This window comes from Porphyrobacter sp. LM 6 (genome assembly GCF_001720465.1).
Classification (GTDB): Bacteria; Pseudomonadota; Alphaproteobacteria; order Sphingomonadales; family Sphingomonadaceae; genus Erythrobacter.
In genome coordinates, this window is sequence record NZ_CP017113.1 from 2532466 (window position 1) to 2548473 (window position 16008).

The 16008-nt window shown below is 67.0% G+C and carries 15 protein-coding genes; 11 read left to right on the plus strand and 4 right to left on the minus strand.

The genetic code is table 11. The annotated features are described in order from the left end of the window. The first annotated feature begins 11 nt into the window (after positions 1-11). Genes uvrB through BG023_RS12225 form a run of 3 tightly spaced genes read left to right on the plus strand, consistent with a single transcriptional unit; the run spans position 12 to position 4323 of the window. Positions 12-2207: an excinuclease ABC subunit UvrB gene (uvrB, locus tag BG023_RS12215; protein WP_069310696.1), complete on the plus strand. Its 2196-nt coding sequence runs from the start codon at positions 12-14 to the stop codon at positions 2205-2207. Between the two features lie 47 nt (positions 2208-2254). Beyond that, positions 2255-3766, plus strand: coding sequence for a S10 family peptidase (locus tag BG023_RS12220; RefSeq protein WP_069310697.1), 1512 nt, complete (start codon positions 2255-2257; stop codon positions 3764-3766). Beyond that, on the plus strand, positions 3766-4323 hold the full coding sequence (locus BG023_RS12225) for a hypothetical protein (RefSeq protein WP_069310698.1): 558 nt from the start codon (positions 3766-3768) through the stop codon (positions 4321-4323). The genes BG023_RS12220 and BG023_RS12225 overlap by 1 nt, the downstream gene beginning before the upstream one ends. On the opposite strand, the gene BG023_RS12230 is transcribed toward BG023_RS12225, so the two are convergent. Continuing rightward, positions 4250-6358: a protein-disulfide reductase DsbD family protein gene (locus tag BG023_RS12230; RefSeq protein WP_069310699.1), complete on the minus strand. Its 2109-nt coding sequence runs from the start codon at positions 6356-6358 to the stop codon at positions 4250-4252. The genes BG023_RS12225 and BG023_RS12230 overlap by 74 nt on opposite strands. A gap of 50 nt (positions 6359-6408) precedes the next feature. Between BG023_RS12230 and BG023_RS12235 the strand changes: the two genes are divergently transcribed. Both BG023_RS12235 and BG023_RS12240 read left to right on the plus strand, forming a co-directional pair. Further along, positions 6409-7635 carry a UbiH/UbiF/VisC/COQ6 family ubiquinone biosynthesis hydroxylase gene (locus tag BG023_RS12235; RefSeq protein WP_083234683.1) on the plus strand — a complete coding sequence of 409 codons (1227 nt, stop codon included), beginning with the start codon at positions 6409-6411 and terminating at the stop codon, positions 7633-7635. Between the two features lie 13 nt (positions 7636-7648). Next, entirely contained in the window at positions 7649-7909 is a 261-nt protein-coding gene (locus BG023_RS12240; protein ID WP_069310701.1) for a hypothetical protein, read from the plus strand. Here BG023_RS12240 and BG023_RS12245 read toward each other — a convergent pair whose 3' ends face one another. The 3 genes from BG023_RS12245 to hemC form a co-directional block, all read right to left on the minus strand. Then, positions 7910-8815, minus strand: coding sequence for a hypothetical protein (locus BG023_RS12245; RefSeq protein WP_069310702.1), 906 nt, complete (start codon positions 8813-8815; stop codon positions 7910-7912). A 67-nt stretch (positions 8816-8882) separates the two neighbouring features. Next, a complete protein-coding gene (locus tag BG023_RS12250) occupies positions 8883-9575 on the minus strand; it encodes a uroporphyrinogen-III synthase (RefSeq protein ID WP_069310703.1) in 693 nt (230 codons plus the stop codon). A gap of 2 nt (positions 9576-9577) precedes the next feature. Continuing rightward, complete coding sequence (gene hemC, locus BG023_RS12255) at positions 9578-10519, minus strand: hydroxymethylbilane synthase (RefSeq protein ID WP_083234684.1); 942 nt, start codon at positions 10517-10519, stop codon at positions 9578-9580. A 44-nt stretch (positions 10520-10563) separates the two neighbouring features. Here hemC and tsaD point away from each other — a divergent pair, with 44 nt between their 5' ends. From tsaD to maiA, 6 genes are all read left to right on the plus strand, one after another. After that, entirely contained in the window at positions 10564-11637 is a 1074-nt protein-coding gene (tsaD, locus tag BG023_RS12260; protein ID WP_069310705.1) for a tRNA (adenosine(37)-N6)-threonylcarbamoyltransferase complex transferase subunit TsaD, read from the plus strand. Then, complete coding sequence (locus BG023_RS12265; RefSeq protein WP_069310706.1) at positions 11634-12650, plus strand: NAD(P)H-dependent glycerol-3-phosphate dehydrogenase; 1017 nt, start codon at positions 11634-11636, stop codon at positions 12648-12650. Before tsaD ends, BG023_RS12265 begins: the two co-directional genes overlap by 4 nt. 83 nt (positions 12651-12733) lie before the next feature. Next, positions 12734-14182: a lipopolysaccharide biosynthesis protein gene (locus BG023_RS12270; protein ID WP_233993107.1), complete on the plus strand. Its 1449-nt coding sequence runs from the start codon at positions 12734-12736 to the stop codon at positions 14180-14182. A gap of 88 nt (positions 14183-14270) precedes the next feature. Then, positions 14271-14780 carry a hypothetical protein gene (locus BG023_RS12275; RefSeq protein ID WP_069310708.1) on the plus strand — a complete coding sequence of 170 codons (510 nt, stop codon included), beginning with the start codon at positions 14271-14273 and terminating at the stop codon, positions 14778-14780. Between the two features lie 70 nt (positions 14781-14850). After that, positions 14851-15207 (plus strand): response regulator, encoded by a 357-nt coding sequence (locus BG023_RS12280; protein WP_069310709.1) that lies wholly within the window; start codon positions 14851-14853, stop codon positions 15205-15207. A 140-nt stretch (positions 15208-15347) separates the two neighbouring features. Next, on the plus strand, positions 15348-15983 hold the full coding sequence (gene maiA / locus BG023_RS12285) for a maleylacetoacetate isomerase (protein ID WP_069311309.1): 636 nt from the start codon (positions 15348-15350) through the stop codon (positions 15981-15983). The last annotated feature ends 25 nt before the right edge of the window (positions 15984-16008 follow it).

The window sequence follows — 16008 nt, forward strand, 5'->3', positions numbered from 1 at the left end:
ATACAGCGCGCATGGCCGAACTCGTGATCCGCCGCGGACTGGACGAACCCGAAACGGGCGCGGACTTCATCCCTCACCGCCCCGCCCGCCCCGACAAGTCGATGGGCGGCATCCCGTTCAAGCTGGTGTCGGACTATGAACCGGCGGGCGACCAGCCGACCGCGATTGCAGAGCTGACGCAAAGCGCGCTGGCGGGCGAGCAGACGCAGGTGCTGCTCGGCGTCACCGGATCGGGCAAGACCTTCACCATGGCCAAGGTGATCGAGACCTTGCAGCGCCCCGCCCTGATCCTTGCCCCCAACAAGATCCTCGCCGCACAGCTTTACGGGGAGTTCAAGAGCTTCTTCCCCGACAATGCGGTCGAATATTTCGTCTCCTATTACGACTACTACCAGCCCGAAGCCTACGTCCCGCGCTCCGACACCTACATCGAGAAAGAGTCGAGCGTGAACGAGGCGATCGACCGGATGCGCCACTCGGCCACCCGCTCGCTGCTCGAACGTGACGACGTGATCATCGTCGCCTCGGTCTCGTGCCTCTACGGGATCGGCTCGGTCGAAACCTATTCGGCGATGATCTTCGACATCAAGGCGGGCGAAAGCGTCGACCAGCGCGAGCTGATCCGCAAGCTCGTTGCGCTGCAATACAAGCGCAACGATGCCGCCTTCACCCGCGGCTGCTTTCGCGTGCGCGGGGACAGCCTCGAAATCTTCCCCTCGCACTACGAGGACATGGCCTGGCGGGTGAGCTTCTTCGGTGACGAGATCGAAGCGATCTCCGAATTCGATCCGCTCACCGGCACCAAAGGCGCGAGCCTCGAGAAGGTGCGGGTCTACGCCAATTCGCACTACGTGACGCCCGGCCCGACGATGAAGCAGGCGATGGCCGCCATCAAGTTCGAGCTGGAAGAACGGCTCAAGGAGCTGGAGGCGGAAGGCAAGCTGCTCGAGCGCCAGCGATTGGAACAGCGCACCAATTTCGATCTCGAGATGATCGCGGCGACGGGCTCCTGCGCGGGCATCGAGAACTACTCGCGCTTCCTCACCGGGCGCCTGCCGGGTGAACCGCCGCCGACCTTGTTCGAATACCTGCCCGAAAATGCCCTGCTGTTCGTCGACGAAAGCCACCAGACCGTGCCGCAGATCGGCGCGATGGCGCGCGGGGACCACCGCCGCAAGCTGACGCTGGCCGAATACGGCTTCCGCCTGCCAAGCTGCATCGATAACCGCCCCTTACGCTTCAACGAATGGGACGCGATGCGCCCGCAGACCTTCGCAGTTTCGGCCACCCCCGGCGGGTGGGAAATGGAGCAGACCGGCGGGGTCTTTGCCGAACAGGTCATCCGCCCCACCGGCCTGATCGACCCCCCGGTCGAAATCAGACCCGTAGAGGATCAGGTGCAGGACTGCATCACCGAGTGCAAGGCAACCGCCGCCAAGGGCTACCGCACGCTGGTGACCACTCTGACCAAGCGCATGGCGGAGGACCTCACCGAATTCATGCACGAGGCCGGTGTGCGGGTGCGCTACATGCACTCGGATGTGGAAACGCTCGAACGCATCGAGCTGATCCGCGACCTGCGGCTCGGGGTCTATGACGTGCTGGTCGGCATCAACCTGCTGCGCGAAGGCCTCGACATCCCCGAATGCGGGCTGGTGTGCATCCTGGATGCCGACAAGGAGGGCTTCCTGCGTTCGGAAACCTCGCTGATCCAGACCATCGGCCGAGCCGCGCGCAACGTCGATGGCCGCGTGATCCTCTATGCCGATCGCATTACGGGAAGCATGGAGCGCGCGCTGGCCGAAACCGATCGCCGCCGCGCCAAGCAGCAGGCGTTCAACGAGGAACACGGGATCACGCCGCAGACCATCAAGCGCAACATCCACGACATCGTCGCGCATACCGCCTCGCAGGATAGCGTGGTGATCGACACCGGCGATGACGAGCGCAACAACCTCGTCGGGCACAACCTCAGAAGCTATATCGAAGATCTCGAAAAGCGGATGCGCGATGCGGCGGCAAACCTCGAATTCGAGGAAGCCGGCCGGTTGCGCGACGAAATCCGGCGGTTGGAAGCCGACGAACTGGGTATCCCCGATGGAGAGAAGCGCGCGCCGATTGTCGGACGCAGCAACGAAGGCAAGCCAGGCACGGGCAAGACCCGCTTCGGCAAGACGCGCTACAAGAAGATGGGTGGGAAGCCGTAGGCGCGCCTCTTGAACGTGGCCTGCAACCCTGTCACTTCCCTTGCCCCATGAACGCCCGATTCCTTGGCCTGCTGGCCGCTGCCAGCACCTTCGCCCTTTCGGTTCCCACGATCGCGCAGGACGCGGCCAAGAGCGAGGCGGCCAAGCCTGCTGCGCCCGCGCCCGAGCGACAGGTGCGCAGCCGCGATCTCGTCGGCACCTTCGGCGGTCAGCGCATCACCTACAAGGCGACCATCGCCGACACGATCCTGACCGACGACGCTGGCAAGGCCGAGGCGGTGATTGTCACCACCTCCTATGTGAAGACCCCCGCCGATCCGACGCGGCCGGTGTTCTTCATCTACAATGGCGGCCCCGGTTCGGGTTCGGTGTGGCTGCAGATGGGGGCCTTCGGGCCGAAGCGCGTGGCGATCCCGTCGGACGCGCGCGACGATGGCGCGCCGCCCTATCCGCTGCTCGATAACCCCGACAGCCTGCTCGATGTGGCCGATCTCGTGTTCATCGATCCGCCCGGCACCGGGTTCAGCTATCTGACGCAGGGCACCGATCCGAAGAAGTATTACGGCCTCAGGCAGGATGGCCGCGCGGTTGCGCAGGTGATCCGCCGCTGGATCAACGACAATGGCCGCTGGGGCAGCCCCAAATATCTCGGTGGCGAAAGCTATGGCACCAGCCGCACCGCGATGGTGGTCGATGAGCTGGAAGGCTCGACCTACAACGATGTCGGCCTCAACGGGCTGATCCTGATTTCGACGATCCTCGACTTTGCTGGGCGCGAGCCGACGCCGGGCAATGAACTCGCCTATGTCGTCACCCTGCCGAACATGGCGGCGGCGGCTTATTATCACGGCAAGGTGCAGGCACCGTCCGTCGAGGCAATCGTCGAGGAAGCGCGCCGTTTCGCCATCGGCCCGTTCGCCTCGGCCTTGCTCAAGGGGCAGGATCTTCCCGCCGAGGAACGCGCCGCCGTCCGCAAGGAGCTTGCGCGCCTCACCGGCCTGTCGGAAGAATATCTCGAGCAGGCCAACCTGCGCGTAACCGACCAGCGCTTCTACAAGGAGCTGCTGCGCGACCGGGGCCTGACCATCGGGCGGCTCGATGCGCGTTACACCGGCAAGGATTTCGACAACGCCGGCGAAACGCCCGACAATGATCCGAGCTTCTACGGGATCGATGCGGGCTACACCGCAGCAATCAACCAGTGGGCGCGCGAGACGCTGGGGTACCAGACCGACCGGCAATACCAGTCGATCGGCAATGTCGGCGGACAGTGGGACTGGACGCTGGGCAGTGGCTGGGGTCGGCAGGCCTATCTCAACATCGCCCCGCTGATCGGTCAGGCGATGCGCCAGAACAGCCAGCTGCGGCTGTTCAACGCGCAAGGCTATTACGATTTCGCCACGCCCTTCTTCGGCGCGGAATATTCGCTGAAGCGCACCGGCATCCCGCAGGAGCGGATCACCTGGAAATACTACGACGCGGGCCACATGATGTATGTCCGCGACGAAGACCGGGTGAAGCTTTCGGCGGATATCCGCGCGTTCATCAAGGCGCGCTGATGCAGCGGGCGGGCTTCGCTTTCGGGATTATGGCCGGCACGGCGCTGGCGCTGTCCGGGTGCGAGCCCCCACCATCCGATGCGGCTGTCGCCTTTGCTGCCAACCTGCCGCTGAAGCGCGGGCCGTCAGAGCCGCTACCCTCGCCCGATACCGAAGGCGCGGTGTGGTCTGCCAACGCCAAGACCGGCAGGCTGGTCTACGGCATTGCCGGAAAGCCGGTGCTGGTTTCGCTCGAATGCCTCGCGCCCGGAACACCCGAAGCGCGCCTCAGGATCACCCGTCATGCCCCCGCCGATCAGGGTGCAGGCGCGCTGCTGGCGGTGATCGGCAATCGCTATATCGGGCGTATCCCGGTCGATGCACGGCAGATCGGCGGGCAACGCCTGTGGCAGGGCGAAGCGCCGGCGGACATTCAGGGCTGGAACGCACTGGTCGGCCTGCGCGAAGTTACCGTGACCGTGCCCGGCGCGGGGCTGGTCAAGCTCAATCCGAGCCCGCTGCCGGGTCAGCTTGTCGAGAGCTGCCGGAAGCCTTCGCCGCCAGCAGATCAGGCGTAAGCACCTGCGGCAATTGCTCGGGCGCGGAGGCTCCCGGAGTATACCACAGATAGAGCGGCACGCCCGCCGCACCCTGTTCGGTGAGGAAGGCGGTGATCGCCTCGTCGCGCACCGTCCAGTCGCCCACCAGCGTCACCACACCTGCCTGCTCGAACGCGGCGCGGGTGCTTTCGCGCTCGATCGCGGCGGCTTCATTGACCTTGCAGGTCACACACCAGTCGGCGGTAAAATAGACGAACACCGGCTTGCCCGAAGCGCGCGCTGCGGCCAGCGCGTCACGGCTGAACGGCTGGGCGGCGAGCAGGCTCTCCTCCGCCTCGTTGCCCTTGGCCTCGAAGGCATTTGGGAGCGCGAACAGCGCGAACACGAGGAAGGGTGCTGCGACAAGGCCGAAGGCGGGCCACGCCATCTTGCCCGCGCGCTGCAACCGGCCGACCACGAATAGCGCCATCAGCACGCCGAAGACCAGCACCAACGCGATCAGGCCGAACGGGCGGCCGCCAAGCTGCACCGTCAGCCACACCAGCGCCAGCGCCGTCAGCGCCATCGGGATCGCCATGATCCGCCGGAACCGCTCCATCCACGCGCCGGGCTTGGGGAGCATCCGGCGGAGCGGCGGCACGAAACCGAGCAGCAGGAACGGCAGCGCCAGCCCCAGCCCCAACAGCGCGAACAGCAGCAGCGCCTGCGGCACCGGCAGCAGCAGCGCCGCGCCCAAAGCTGCGGCCATGAACGGCCCGGTGCAGGGCGTCGCCACGAAAGCGGCAAGAAGCCCGGTCGCAAAAGCCCCGGTGCGCTCGCCCCCCATGCTGACCGATATCGCCGGAAGCTCGAACACGCCGGCAAAGTTGGCCGTGATCGCTGCGGCGAGTACCAGCAGCGCAACCACCACGCCCGGCTCCTGTAACTGGAACGCCCAACCGACCTGTTCGCCCGCTGCGCGCAGGGCCAGCAGCAGCGCGCCCAGCGCCACGCAGGCGATCACCACCCCGGCGGTGTAAGCAAGGCCTTCGGCGCGGGCCTTGGCCTCGCTCTCGCCCGCACGGGCAAGACTCAGCGCCTTGAGGCTGAGGATCGGGAAGACGCAGGGCATGATGTTGAGCAGCAAGCCGCCCGCCAGCGCGCCGAGGATCAGCGTCCAGAGCGGCGGCACGGCGGCCGCTTTTGCGCCAGCGACGATCTCGCCGCCGGACGGCACATCTCCGGGACTGGCACCGAACGCCACCCCGACCCCATCGCCAAAGGCAAGGATGCCGGTCACCGCGCTCGGATCATCGGCGCGGTATTCGGACAGCGGAATAGTCACCGTGAGCATATCGCCCCGCCGACGGAACTCCTGCGGCGCGGCATAATCGACCAGTTTTTCGTTGCCGATAAAGACGTGCGGATCGGACAGGTCCACGCCCGCAGGCAGCGGGATGGCAAGGCGCAGGGTCTTGCGCCCCACATCGAAGAACGCGGGCGCGGAAAGCTCGGGCACCGCCTCGGCCCGCCAGCGCGCGAAATCGCCGCCGGGGCGCGAGGCCAGCACCGCATCCTGCGGCACGCAAATCTGATCGGTGCAGGCGAGATATTCGACATAGCCCGTCACCCGCGCCAGCGCGGCAACATCCGCACCCGCCGGAACGGAAATCGGCACCAGCACGGTATAGGGGCCTTGGTAGACATGGTTCATCAGCCCGCTGATGATCAGCCGTTCGGGCACCTGATAGCGCGCTTCCCCGATCATCCAGCGATCGGGCAGATCAAGCATCAGGCGCATCCCCTGCCCCGCATCGCCGGGGTTCGACCAATAGCCGTGCCATTCGCGCGCCTTGGGGGTGAAGCGCAGCGCAAGCAGCCATTCCTTGCGGGGCTGCGGCGCGCCCTCGGCGAAGAGTTCGACCGCGATGTTCTCGTTGCCAAAACGGGCCTCGGTCGGCCAGGCGACCTTGGTCGCCATCGCGGGCGCGGCGAGCAGCGCACTTGCGAGGAGCGCAAGGCCCCATGCAAGCAATTGACGGATCGTGGCGGTGAAGTTTCTTGCGCGGAACACGGGCTACCCTCTAGGCTGGACGGCATTACTTCGCAATCGGAGCCGATACGGTGACACAGCCTGCAAACGAAACGCGCGACCTTGTGATCCTGGGCGGCGGCCTGGTGGGCATGACGCTGGCGCTCGCGGCGGCGAAGAAGGGGCTGTCGTCCCACGTGATTGACCGCGCCGATCCGGCTGAACTCACCGCCGAAGGCTTCGACGACCGCGCCACCGCGATCTCGACCGCGAGCTGGCACCTGTTCGAGAATATCGGCATCGCCGAGGGCCTTGAGCAGTTCGCATGCGACATCGCCAGCATCGCGGTGACCGATCAGAACAAGCCCGGCCGCCTCGATTTCGTCCCCGGCGAGGGCGACGGCACGCTCGGACGGATGTTCCCCAATCGCCGTCTGCGCCTCGCGCTGTTCGAAGCGGCCGCGAAGGAGCCGCTGATCGAATGGACCTCGCTCGCCACTGTCGTCGAACGCCAGCGCAGCGAATATGGCGTTGCTGCGGTGCTGGCGGACGGGCGCAAGTTCAAGGGCCGCCTCATGGTCGCCGCCGAGGGCCGCCAGTCGCCCACCCGCGATGCCGCCGGGATCACCATCGCCAAGTGGGATTACAAGCACCGCGCGATCATTGCCGGGCTGACGCACGAAAAGCCGCACGGCAATGTGGCATGGGAAATCTTCTACCCCGCCGGGCCGTTCGCGCTGCTGCCCTTGAACGACGATGCCGACGGCACCCACCGCTCCTCGCTGGTGTGGACCGTGTCGGAGGCCGATGCGGCAGGCGTCACCAAACTGGGCAACCGTGCCTTCCTTGCCGAGGTCGAAAAGCGCATGGGCGGCGTGCTGGGCAAGGTTCTGAGTGTGGGCCACCGGTCGAGCTACCCGCTGGGCTTCCACCACACCGCCAAGATCACTTCGGAGCGCCTCGCGCTGATCGGCGATAGCGCCCACGGCATCCACCCGATTGCGGGACAGGGGCTGAACCTCGGCCTGCGTGACGTGGGCGCGCTGGTCGAAGTGCTGGCGGAAGGTGCGCGGCTCGGGCTTGATCCGGGCGATCCCGAAGTGCTCAAGCGCTACGAGACCTGGCGCGGGCTCGACAGCTTCATGGTTGCGCTCGCAACCGATGGCCTCACCCGCCTGTTCGGCGTCCCCGGCAAGACCGCCAGCGCGGTGCGCCGCCTCGGCATGGCGGCGGTGCAGCGCACGCCAATGCTCAAGAGCTTCTTCATGGATGAAGCGCGGGGCGTGTCGGGCGATCTGCCGGAATTGCTGAAGGCCTGACGGAGCCGCACCGATGTGGCCGCTGCCGAAACAGGACGAGGTCAACGACCTGATGACGTGGCAGCACGATGCGATTCTGTTCGCGCGACGGACTTGGCGCTCACTGGCCTATGCTCTGGCGGCTCTCACGCCTATCGCCCTGATCATCAACCCTAGCTGGGATCTCGCCCTTCAGATTCAGATTTTCTTCGGCAGTCTGCTGGCCTTCGATCTGCTGCTGGGCCTTGCCGCACGGCTTACGCTGTCCTTCGTCGAAAAGGACAAGCGCCCCTGATCAGGGCATAACCAGCGGGCTGCTCAGCTGCCGCACCGGATTGCCCGCCCCGTCGCGCAGGCCGCGCTGGTCGAGCACGGCGGCGGTTTCGATCACTTCGAGCGCCTCCATCGCCTTGCGATAGCGCTCGGCGTCCTTGATCCAGCCTTCGGCCTTGCTCGCGCCGGGCATCCCGCGGACCTCGTCGATCGCCGCCTTGTAGCGCCCCTGCTCGAGCGCCCAGCGCGCGCGTTCGAGCCGGCGCTGCGGCTGCGGCGAGGGAGTGGTTTCGCGGCGCACCACGAAGAGCTGCGACAATTCGCGCTTGAAGGCACCCCATGAAGGCCCCTCGCTGGTCTCGCCCAGCTTCGGCCCCAGCCCCTCGAGCCGCGCCACCAGTTCATCCAGCCGCACGGGGCTGCGCGAAAATTCGATGATGGTGCTCACCGCATTGGGCCACTGGTCGCCAAAGCGCAGGCGCAACTGGTCGGAGAGATAGCCAAGCTCCGCCCCGCGTTCGACCGCGCGGCGGGTGGCGAAGGCGATCAGCAGGCTTTCGGCACGCGCGGCATTGCCCGCCGCCGCCTGCGCCTGAAGATCGAGCTGGGTGAGGCGCTGTTCGGCTGCGGCAAGGCGCTGGTCGAGACCGCCTTGCTGTTCGGCCACGCGCTCGACTGCCTGTGCGGTGCTCTTCACGGCGGCGGCCTGCGCCAGCGGGGTCGGGCCGCCAGCGAGCGCCGGACTGGCCGCATCCGAAGGCGCTGCAACGACGCCGGTACGCGAGGTATCGCTGTCAGCGGGCTTCAGGCTGTACCACACCGCCCATCCCACCAGGGCGCCGCCCAGCACGAAGGCGAACACCGCTGCCGCGATCAGCCCCCGGCTCGAAGAACCGCCATACTGTGATGCACCCGGTTGTGATGCCATGCTGATCCGCTTCTTGCGACCCTGTGGTTATCGCCGCCCGGTGCCGGTCTTACGGCTTGCCGGGTGGTCAGGCAGGAGTGGAGCCTTGGTTGTTGCACAAGTCAAATGCCATTTCCAGCAGCGCCGCTTCATCGGGGCGCGGCGCGGTGTGGACAGCGCCCCAGCCAGCCGCCGCCGCATCAGCAATGCGCGGCCCAAGCGCCGCGAGGCTGATGGCAGAACGGTCAAGCCCCAGCCGTTCGCACTCGGCGGCAAAGTGGCGCGCGGTGGCGGCCGAATGGAGCAGCACCAGCACGCCGCCTGCCCCCAGCAATCCGGCTACGGGATCGAGCGGCAGAGCCACGCTGCGATAGGCGATCACTTCGGCAAAGCTGACCCCGGCAGGCGCGGTGAGCGGCACGTGCTCCTCGCCCGCAATCCGCAGCAGGTGGCAGGGCGCGGGGACCGCATCGAGCACGCCCTGCAAGCCCCCGCTTCCGGTCATGGCGACGGTGAACCCGGCAGCGCGCGCGGCGGCGGCGGTCGCTTCGCCCACGGCATAGACCGGCTTGCCCTTAAGCGCCGCCAAATGCGGCCCGCCATGCTCGAAGGCATTGGCGCTGCCGATCAGCAGCGCGTTAAATCCGGCGGGATCGGGGCAATCCCATGCCACGGCGCGGATTTCGGACAGCGCGTGGCCGGTGATCGCAAGGCCCATCGCGCGGGCCTTCTCGAGCGTCGCGGCAAGGCCCGGTTCGGGCCTGAGCGCGAGGCAATGCATCCTCAGCCCGCAGCCCTGAAATGCGGCGCGATGCCAGGCGTCGCACGGGCCAGCAAATCGGCGGCAAGCGCGACGACCGGCGCATGATCGCCCGGCGCAAGACGCGCGGTGCCCTCGATCCGCTCGGCCCCGTCTGGGCTGAACAGCGCCGCGCGCATCGCCAGCATATCGCCTTCGGTCTCGCACAGCACCGCGACCGGCGAGTGGCAGGTGCCGCCCAGCTGGGCGAGCAGCGCGCGTTCCGCTTCGAGTTCGGCGCGGGTCGGCGCGTGGTCGATCGCGGCCAGCAGTGCGGTGGTTTCCGCATCATCGGCGCGGCATTCGATTGCGATCACGCCTTGCGCGGCGGCCGGAATCCATTCGTCCGAGCCGAGCGGCGCGCCAACCTCGCTCTGCCCCAGCCGTTCGAGGCCCGCTGCAGCAAGGAAGGTCACATCCGCCTCGCCCGCCTGCAATTTGGCGAGCCGCGTGGCGACATTGCCGCGGAAGGTCACCACGGTGCAATCGGGCCGCAGGTTCAAGAGCTGCGAGGCGCGGCGCGGCGCGCTGGTGCCGACGACCGCCCCATGCGGGATCGCGGCGATACTGGCCGCGCCCACCAGACAATCGCGGCGGTCGGCGCGCGGCAGGAAGGCCGCGAAATGGAAGGCATCGGGGCGGATCGTCTCGACATCCTTGGCGGAATGCACCGCAAGATCGATCCGGCCTTCGCCGAGCCATTGATCGAGTTCCTTGGTCCACAGCGCCTTGCCGCCGATTTCGGACAAGGGGCGGTCCAGCACCTTGTCGCCGCTCGCCAGCACGGGGACGAGTTCGATGGCGTCCTCGGTCCAGCCATGCGCGGCGCACAGCCTTGCGCGGGTTTCAACCGCCTGTGCCATTGCCAGGGGAGAATTGCGGGTGCCGAGGCGGAGTTTCGGTGCGGCGGGATGCGGTTCTGTCATAGCTATGCTTGCTCTAGCCTTCACAACCACTAGATGGAAGCCGGATGGGATCGGCAACGCACACCTCTGACAGCACGATCGTGTTGGGCATCGAATCCAGCTGCGATGAAACCGCGGTTGCGCTGGTGCGCGGCGACCGCACGATCATCGCGCAGGCGATTGCCAGTCAGGAAGCCGAACACGCGCCCTATGGCGGGGTCGTCCCCGAAATCGCCGCCCGCGCCCATGCCGAACGGGTTGCGCCGATGCTCGAAAAGGTGATGGCCGATGCCGGCCTCACGCTTGCCGATGTCGATGCGATTGCCGCGACCGCCGGGCCGGGACTGATCGGCGGGGTGATGGTCGGCCTCGTGAGCGCCAAGGCGCTGGCGATGGCGGCGGACAAGCCGCTGCTGGCGATCAACCACCTTGAAGGCCACGCACTTTCGCCGCGTCTTGCAGATAGCGGCCTCGCCTTCCCCTATCTCTTGCTGCTGGTTTCGGGCGGGCATTGCCAGATCCTCGCTGTCGAGGGCGTCGGGCAATATCGCCGCCTTGCGACCACCATCGACGATGCGCTGGGCGAGGCTTTCGACAAGACCGCGAAGCTGCTCGGCCTCGGCTATCCCGGCGGGCCTGCGGTCGAGCGGTTGGCGCGCGCGGGCGATCCGAAGGCCGTGCCGCTGCCCCGCCCGCTCAAGGGATCGAAAGAGCCGCATTTCTCCTTCGCGGGCTTGAAAAGCGCGGTGCTGCGGGCGGTTGAAAGCGGGGCGCACGAGCCAGCCGATATCGCTGCGAGTTTCCAGCAGGCGGCGGTCGAATGTCTGATCGACCGGCTCGAATATGCTCTGGAGCGTGCCGGCCCCTTCCCCGCGCTGGTGGTGGCGGGCGGGGTTGCCGCCAATGCTACTGTTCGCGCGGCGCTCGAAGCGCTGGCCGCGCGCCACGCGATGCGCTTTACCGCACCGCCGCTGGCGCTGTGCACCGATAATGCCGCGATGATCGCATGGGCCGGGTGCGAGCGTCTGGCGCAGGAAGGTGCGGACTTCGCGGGCGATCCGCTCGATTTCAAGGCGCGCCCGCGCTGGCCGCTCGATCCGGCGGCCGAGGCAGCGCGCGGTGCAGGGGTCAAGGCATGAGCGGGCGCGAAACCATCGGCGTGATCGGCGCAGGTGCATGGGGCACCGCGCTCGCCCAGATGCTCGCCTCCGACGGGCGCGATGTGGTGCTGTGGGCCTACGAGGCCGAGGTGGTCGCCGCGATCAATGCCGAGCATCGCAACCCGCTCTACCTGCCCTCGGCGACGCTCGCACCGACGATCCGCGCGACCGGCGATCTGGCCGATTTCGCCGCGATTGATACCTTGCTGGTCGTTACCCCCGCGCAGGTGCTGGGCAAGGTGCTCGGCGGCCTTGTGAAGGCGCCGCGCGATCTGGTGCTGTGCTCCAAGGGGATCGAGGCGGGCACGGGCCGCCTTATGAACGATGTCGCGCGCGAGGCTTCGCCGGAAAGCGCCATTGCGGTGCTATCCGGCCCGACTTTCGCGCATGAAGTTGCGGCAGGCCTGCCGACGGCGGTGACGCTGGCGTGCGGCGGCGGAGCGGCGCAGTGGGATCGCCTCGCGCCCGCAATCGCGCGGCCTGCCTTCCGGCCCTATTACTCCGACGACGTCACCGGCGCGGAGATTGGCGGGGCGGTGAAGAACGTGCTGGCGATTGCCTGCGGGGTGGTCGATGGCCTCGCACTCGGCCAGAACGCGCGCGCGGCGCTGATCGCGCGCGGCTACGCCGAAATGCTGCGCTTCGGCGAGGCGCTGGGGGCCGAGGCGGAAACGCTGTCGGGCCTGTGCGGGTTGGGCGATCTGGTGCTGACCTGCTCCTCGACCTCCAGCCGCAACTTCTCCTTGGGCAAGGCCTTGGGCGAAGGCGCTAGCGCGGCCGATCTGATGGCCGACCGCCGCACTGTCGCCGAAGGGGCCTTCACCGCCCCGGTGCTTGCCGAACTGGCTGCGGCGCGCGGCATCGCCATGCCGATCGTCGATGCGGTGGGCGCGATCCTCGCGGGTGCCAATGCGCGGCGGGTGGTGGCCGAACTGCTCGCCCGCCCCTTGCGCGCCGAACTGGAAAGCGACGCCAAGGATATCGAAGCGTGAGCCAGCCGCCCGCCGATACCACGGCTGCTGCCGCCCCAGACGAGGATCTCGCCGCGCTGGCCAAAGGCGGACGCACCAACACGATGGGCTTCGTCGTGCGCCTGATCGCGCGCATCCCCTTCCTCGTCATCGCCACCCGCCTTTACGGCGCGGAATCGCTCGGGCGCTTCGCTTCGGCGATGGTGCTGATCGAGATTGTCGCGCTGGTGTGCTCGCTCGGCGAGAAGCGCGGGCTGGCGCAGCGCCTGTCCGAAGGTGCGGGCGATGACCGCAGAGCCGAGACGAACCTCGTCTATGACGGGATTGCGCTGGCACTGATCTATGCAGGCGTCGCGGCGCTGCTGCTGCTCGCCTTCCCCGAACCGATGTTCCCCAACGGGATGAGTTCGCCCTGGGACATATGGCTGGTCGCTACCATCCCCGCCTTTGCCGTCACCGAGATCCTGCTCGCCGCCCAAGCCTACCGCTTCGACATTGCCACCACGGTGCGCGCGCGGGCGGTGGTGGAGCCGTGGACGATCTCGATCGGCGCAGGCGTTTTCTTCTTCATTCCCGCCACGCGCGAGAGCGGGCTAGCGCTGGCCTTCATCACCTCGATCTATGCCGGATTGCTGACCGCGCTGTGGCCGTTCCTGAGAACCTACGGCCTGCCGAGGGACTGGCACCCGCGCCCGCGCGCGATGCTGGCGATGTCGGCGCGCGCCTTCCCGATTGTCGGCGCGGATGCGATCGAGCGCGGCACACGGCTGCTCGATATCTTCATCCTCGGCCTGTTCGCCCCGCCCTCGGCAGTCGGAATCTACTACGCCGCGCAGCAGATCGCCTCGCTGCCGCAGAAATTGAAGACCAGCTTCGAGCCGATCCTTTCCCCCGTCATCACCAAGAACCTGCGGATCGGCAACATGGAAGCCATCGCCGCGCAGGTGCGGCAGGTAGGGTTCTGGATCATCGCGGTGCAGCTCGGCATCGCGCTGGTGCTGGGCGTGCCGGGTGAGGCAGTGATGGGCCTGTGGGGGCCGGATTATGTCGCCGGCACCGCCGCGCTCGCCTTCCTGCTTGCCGCCGAAGTGGTCGCCTCGATGGCGGTCGTTTCGGAAAGCGTGCTCGTCTACATCGCCCGCAAGCGGAACCTTGCCATTTCCGTCGGCATTATCGCGCTGCAGGCGGTGCTCACCATCGCCTTCATCGAGCTGGCGAGCCGCTACGACATGGGCCGCGGGTTCCAGGCGGCAGGCGCTGCGGGCGCGTTGATGATCGCCCTCGCTGCATCGAGCCTGGTAAAGGCGCTGCTGCTCAAGTCGCTGCTCGGCGCGCCGGTCAACAACTGGCGCTGGGCGCTGGTCTATGCCGCCGCTCCGGCGGTGGTGGTGGGCTATATCTTCACCTGGCTGCCCGAATGGATGGAACTGATCATCGGCATCCCGGCGGTGCTGGCGACCTATGCCTGGGTCGTATGGCACCGCGGTTTCGGCGAGGAAGACAAGGTCCTGTTCCGCAAGAACGTCACTTCCCCGTCCGCCGACGATTCGTGACACGGCTTGAGCGCGGCGCGGCTGCGCTGCTAGAGCGCGTGGCGAAACCATACATCCGCAAGGGAGATACCCTGTGATTGCCGCCGATATGCCATCCTCGCTGCTGCTGGTTCTGATTGGCCTCGCCGTGCTGGCGGTGGTCGCCTGGGCCTTTGCCCGTTCGACCCGCAAGGCGAAGGTGATCGCCGACGATAGCGCCACCCCCCTCGCCCGCGACGTGCTGGCCGAAGGCGCCGCGCCCGCGCCGCGCAATCAGGCGCTGATCGATGCTGCCCCCGCGGCGGTGACGATCCCGCCCGCTCCGGCACCGGCTGAACCGGCCCCTGCGCCGACTCCGACTCTGGCCCCTGCTGGCGGCGCGGATGATCTTTCGCGCATCAAGGGGGTCGGCCCCAAGCTGGTCGCGCTGCTCGGCGAACTCGGCGTTACCACCTTCGCCCAGATCGCCGCGTGGGACGATGCCGAGGTCGAACGAATCGACGCGCAGCTCGGCCGTTTTGCCGGTCGGATCACCCGCGACCAGTGGATCGCGCAGGCAAAATTGCTCGCAGCGGGCGATGAAAGCACATTTGCGGCCCAATTCGGCAATAACGGATAAGATTCGTGCAAGCCTGACGTCCAATCCGTGTTACACCCTTGATGGGATTCGATTACACGGGAGACTACCGATGGCCTTGCGAATCCTTGTCGCCGAACACGACCACGTCACCGCCTGCGATCTTTGCGATACCGTTGCCGAGGCCGGTTACGAAGTCGAAGGCCCGCATGACGGGATCACCACCACGATCGAAGCCTGCCAGAGCCTGCGGCCCGATCTCGTCATCCTCGATATCGCATTGAGCGACGGGATGGGCCACGAGCTCGCGCAGCGTCTGCTCGACGACAACGTGCCGGTGATCCTGCATTCTGAACGCGACGCCGTGCCCGACGTGGCGGCCCGCTTTCCGCGTGCCACCACGCTGGCAAAGCCCTGCCCGCCGGCTGATCTGCTCGGCGCGGTCAGTCGGGTGTTGATGCCGGCTTAAGAGGAAACCCCACCAGTCGAATTCGTCTCCCCGGGCCTGATCCGGGGAGGCGGCGTGGTTCAGATCGTCAGTCGGCTCAGAAGCACCAAACCCCCGCTTGCCCCGCTGCGGGAAGCCTGCGATGCAGGGGCATGAGCATCATGAGACTCTACGGCTACTTCCGCTCTTCCACGTCATACCGCCTGCGGATCGCACTCAATCTGAAGGGCCTCGCCTTCGAGAATGTGCCGGTCAATCTCGTCACCGCCGAGAACAAGGCCCCCGAATTTACCGCGCGCAATCCGTTCGGTTCGCTCCCCATGCTCGAAGCCGACGGACGCGACCGCGCGCAATCGATGGCGCTGCTCGAATGGCTCGACGAAGCCTATCCTGAGCCGCGCTTTCTGCCGCAGGACATCGAAGCGCGTTACACGGTGCGCGAGCTCGCCTATGGCATCGCGACCGAGATTCACGCGGTGAACAACCTGCCGGTGCTGAAGTATCTCAAGGACCCGCTCGGCCACACGCAGGACGCGATCGACGTATGGTATCGCCACTGGCTGAAGCGCACGCTCGATCCGATCGAGGCGCGGCTCGCTCAGCTCGGCACCGGCGATTTCCTGCACAGCGATGCGCCCGGCCTGTTCGAGATCGTGTTGATCCCGCAACTCGCGAACGCGCGGCGGTTCCATTACGACCTCAGCGCCAGCCCCCACATGACCCGCATCGAGGCGGCGTGCCTTGCGCTCCCGGCCTTCGTAGCGGCGCACCCCGATAAACAACAAGACGCCACCTGAATTCTGGCCGGGAGAGAACAACACA

Bases quoted from the DNA above. Each gene is read 5' to 3' on its own strand.
- BG023_RS12225 (WP_069310698.1), top strand. From the start codon at position 3,766: ATGCAGCGGGCGGGCTTCGCTTTCGGGATTATGGCCGGCACGGCGCTG.
- BG023_RS12270 (WP_233993107.1), top strand. From the start codon at position 12,734: ATGGGCTTCGTCGTGCGCCTGATCGCGCGCATCCCCTTCCTCGTCATC.
- BG023_RS12275 (WP_069310708.1), top strand. From the start codon at position 14,271: ATGCCATCCTCGCTGCTGCTGGTTCTGATTGGCCTCGCCGTGCTGGCG.
- BG023_RS12265 (WP_069310706.1), top strand. From the start codon at position 11,634: ATGAGCGGGCGCGAAACCATCGGCGTGATCGGCGCAGGTGCATGGGGC.
- maiA (WP_069311309.1), top strand. From the start codon at position 15,348: ATGAGACTCTACGGCTACTTCCGCTCTTCCACGTCATACCGCCTGCGG.
- tsaD (WP_069310705.1), top strand. From the start codon at position 10,564: ATGGGATCGGCAACGCACACCTCTGACAGCACGATCGTGTTGGGCATC.
- hemC (WP_083234684.1), bottom strand. From the start codon at position 10,519: ATGACAGAACCGCATCCCGCCGCACCGAAACTCCGCCTCGGCACCCGC.
- BG023_RS12245 (WP_069310702.1), bottom strand. From the start codon at position 8,815: ATGGCATCACAACCGGGTGCATCACAGTATGGCGGTTCTTCGAGCCGG.
- BG023_RS12220 (WP_069310697.1), top strand. From the start codon at position 2,255: ATGAACGCCCGATTCCTTGGCCTGCTGGCCGCTGCCAGCACCTTCGCC.
- uvrB (WP_069310696.1), top strand. From the start codon at position 12: ATGGCCGAACTCGTGATCCGCCGCGGACTGGACGAACCCGAAACGGGC.
- BG023_RS12240 (WP_069310701.1), top strand. From the start codon at position 7,649: ATGTGGCCGCTGCCGAAACAGGACGAGGTCAACGACCTGATGACGTGG.
- BG023_RS12250 (WP_069310703.1), bottom strand. From the start codon at position 9,575: ATGCATTGCCTCGCGCTCAGGCCCGAACCGGGCCTTGCCGCGACGCTC.
- BG023_RS12280 (WP_069310709.1), top strand. From the start codon at position 14,851: ATGGCCTTGCGAATCCTTGTCGCCGAACACGACCACGTCACCGCCTGC.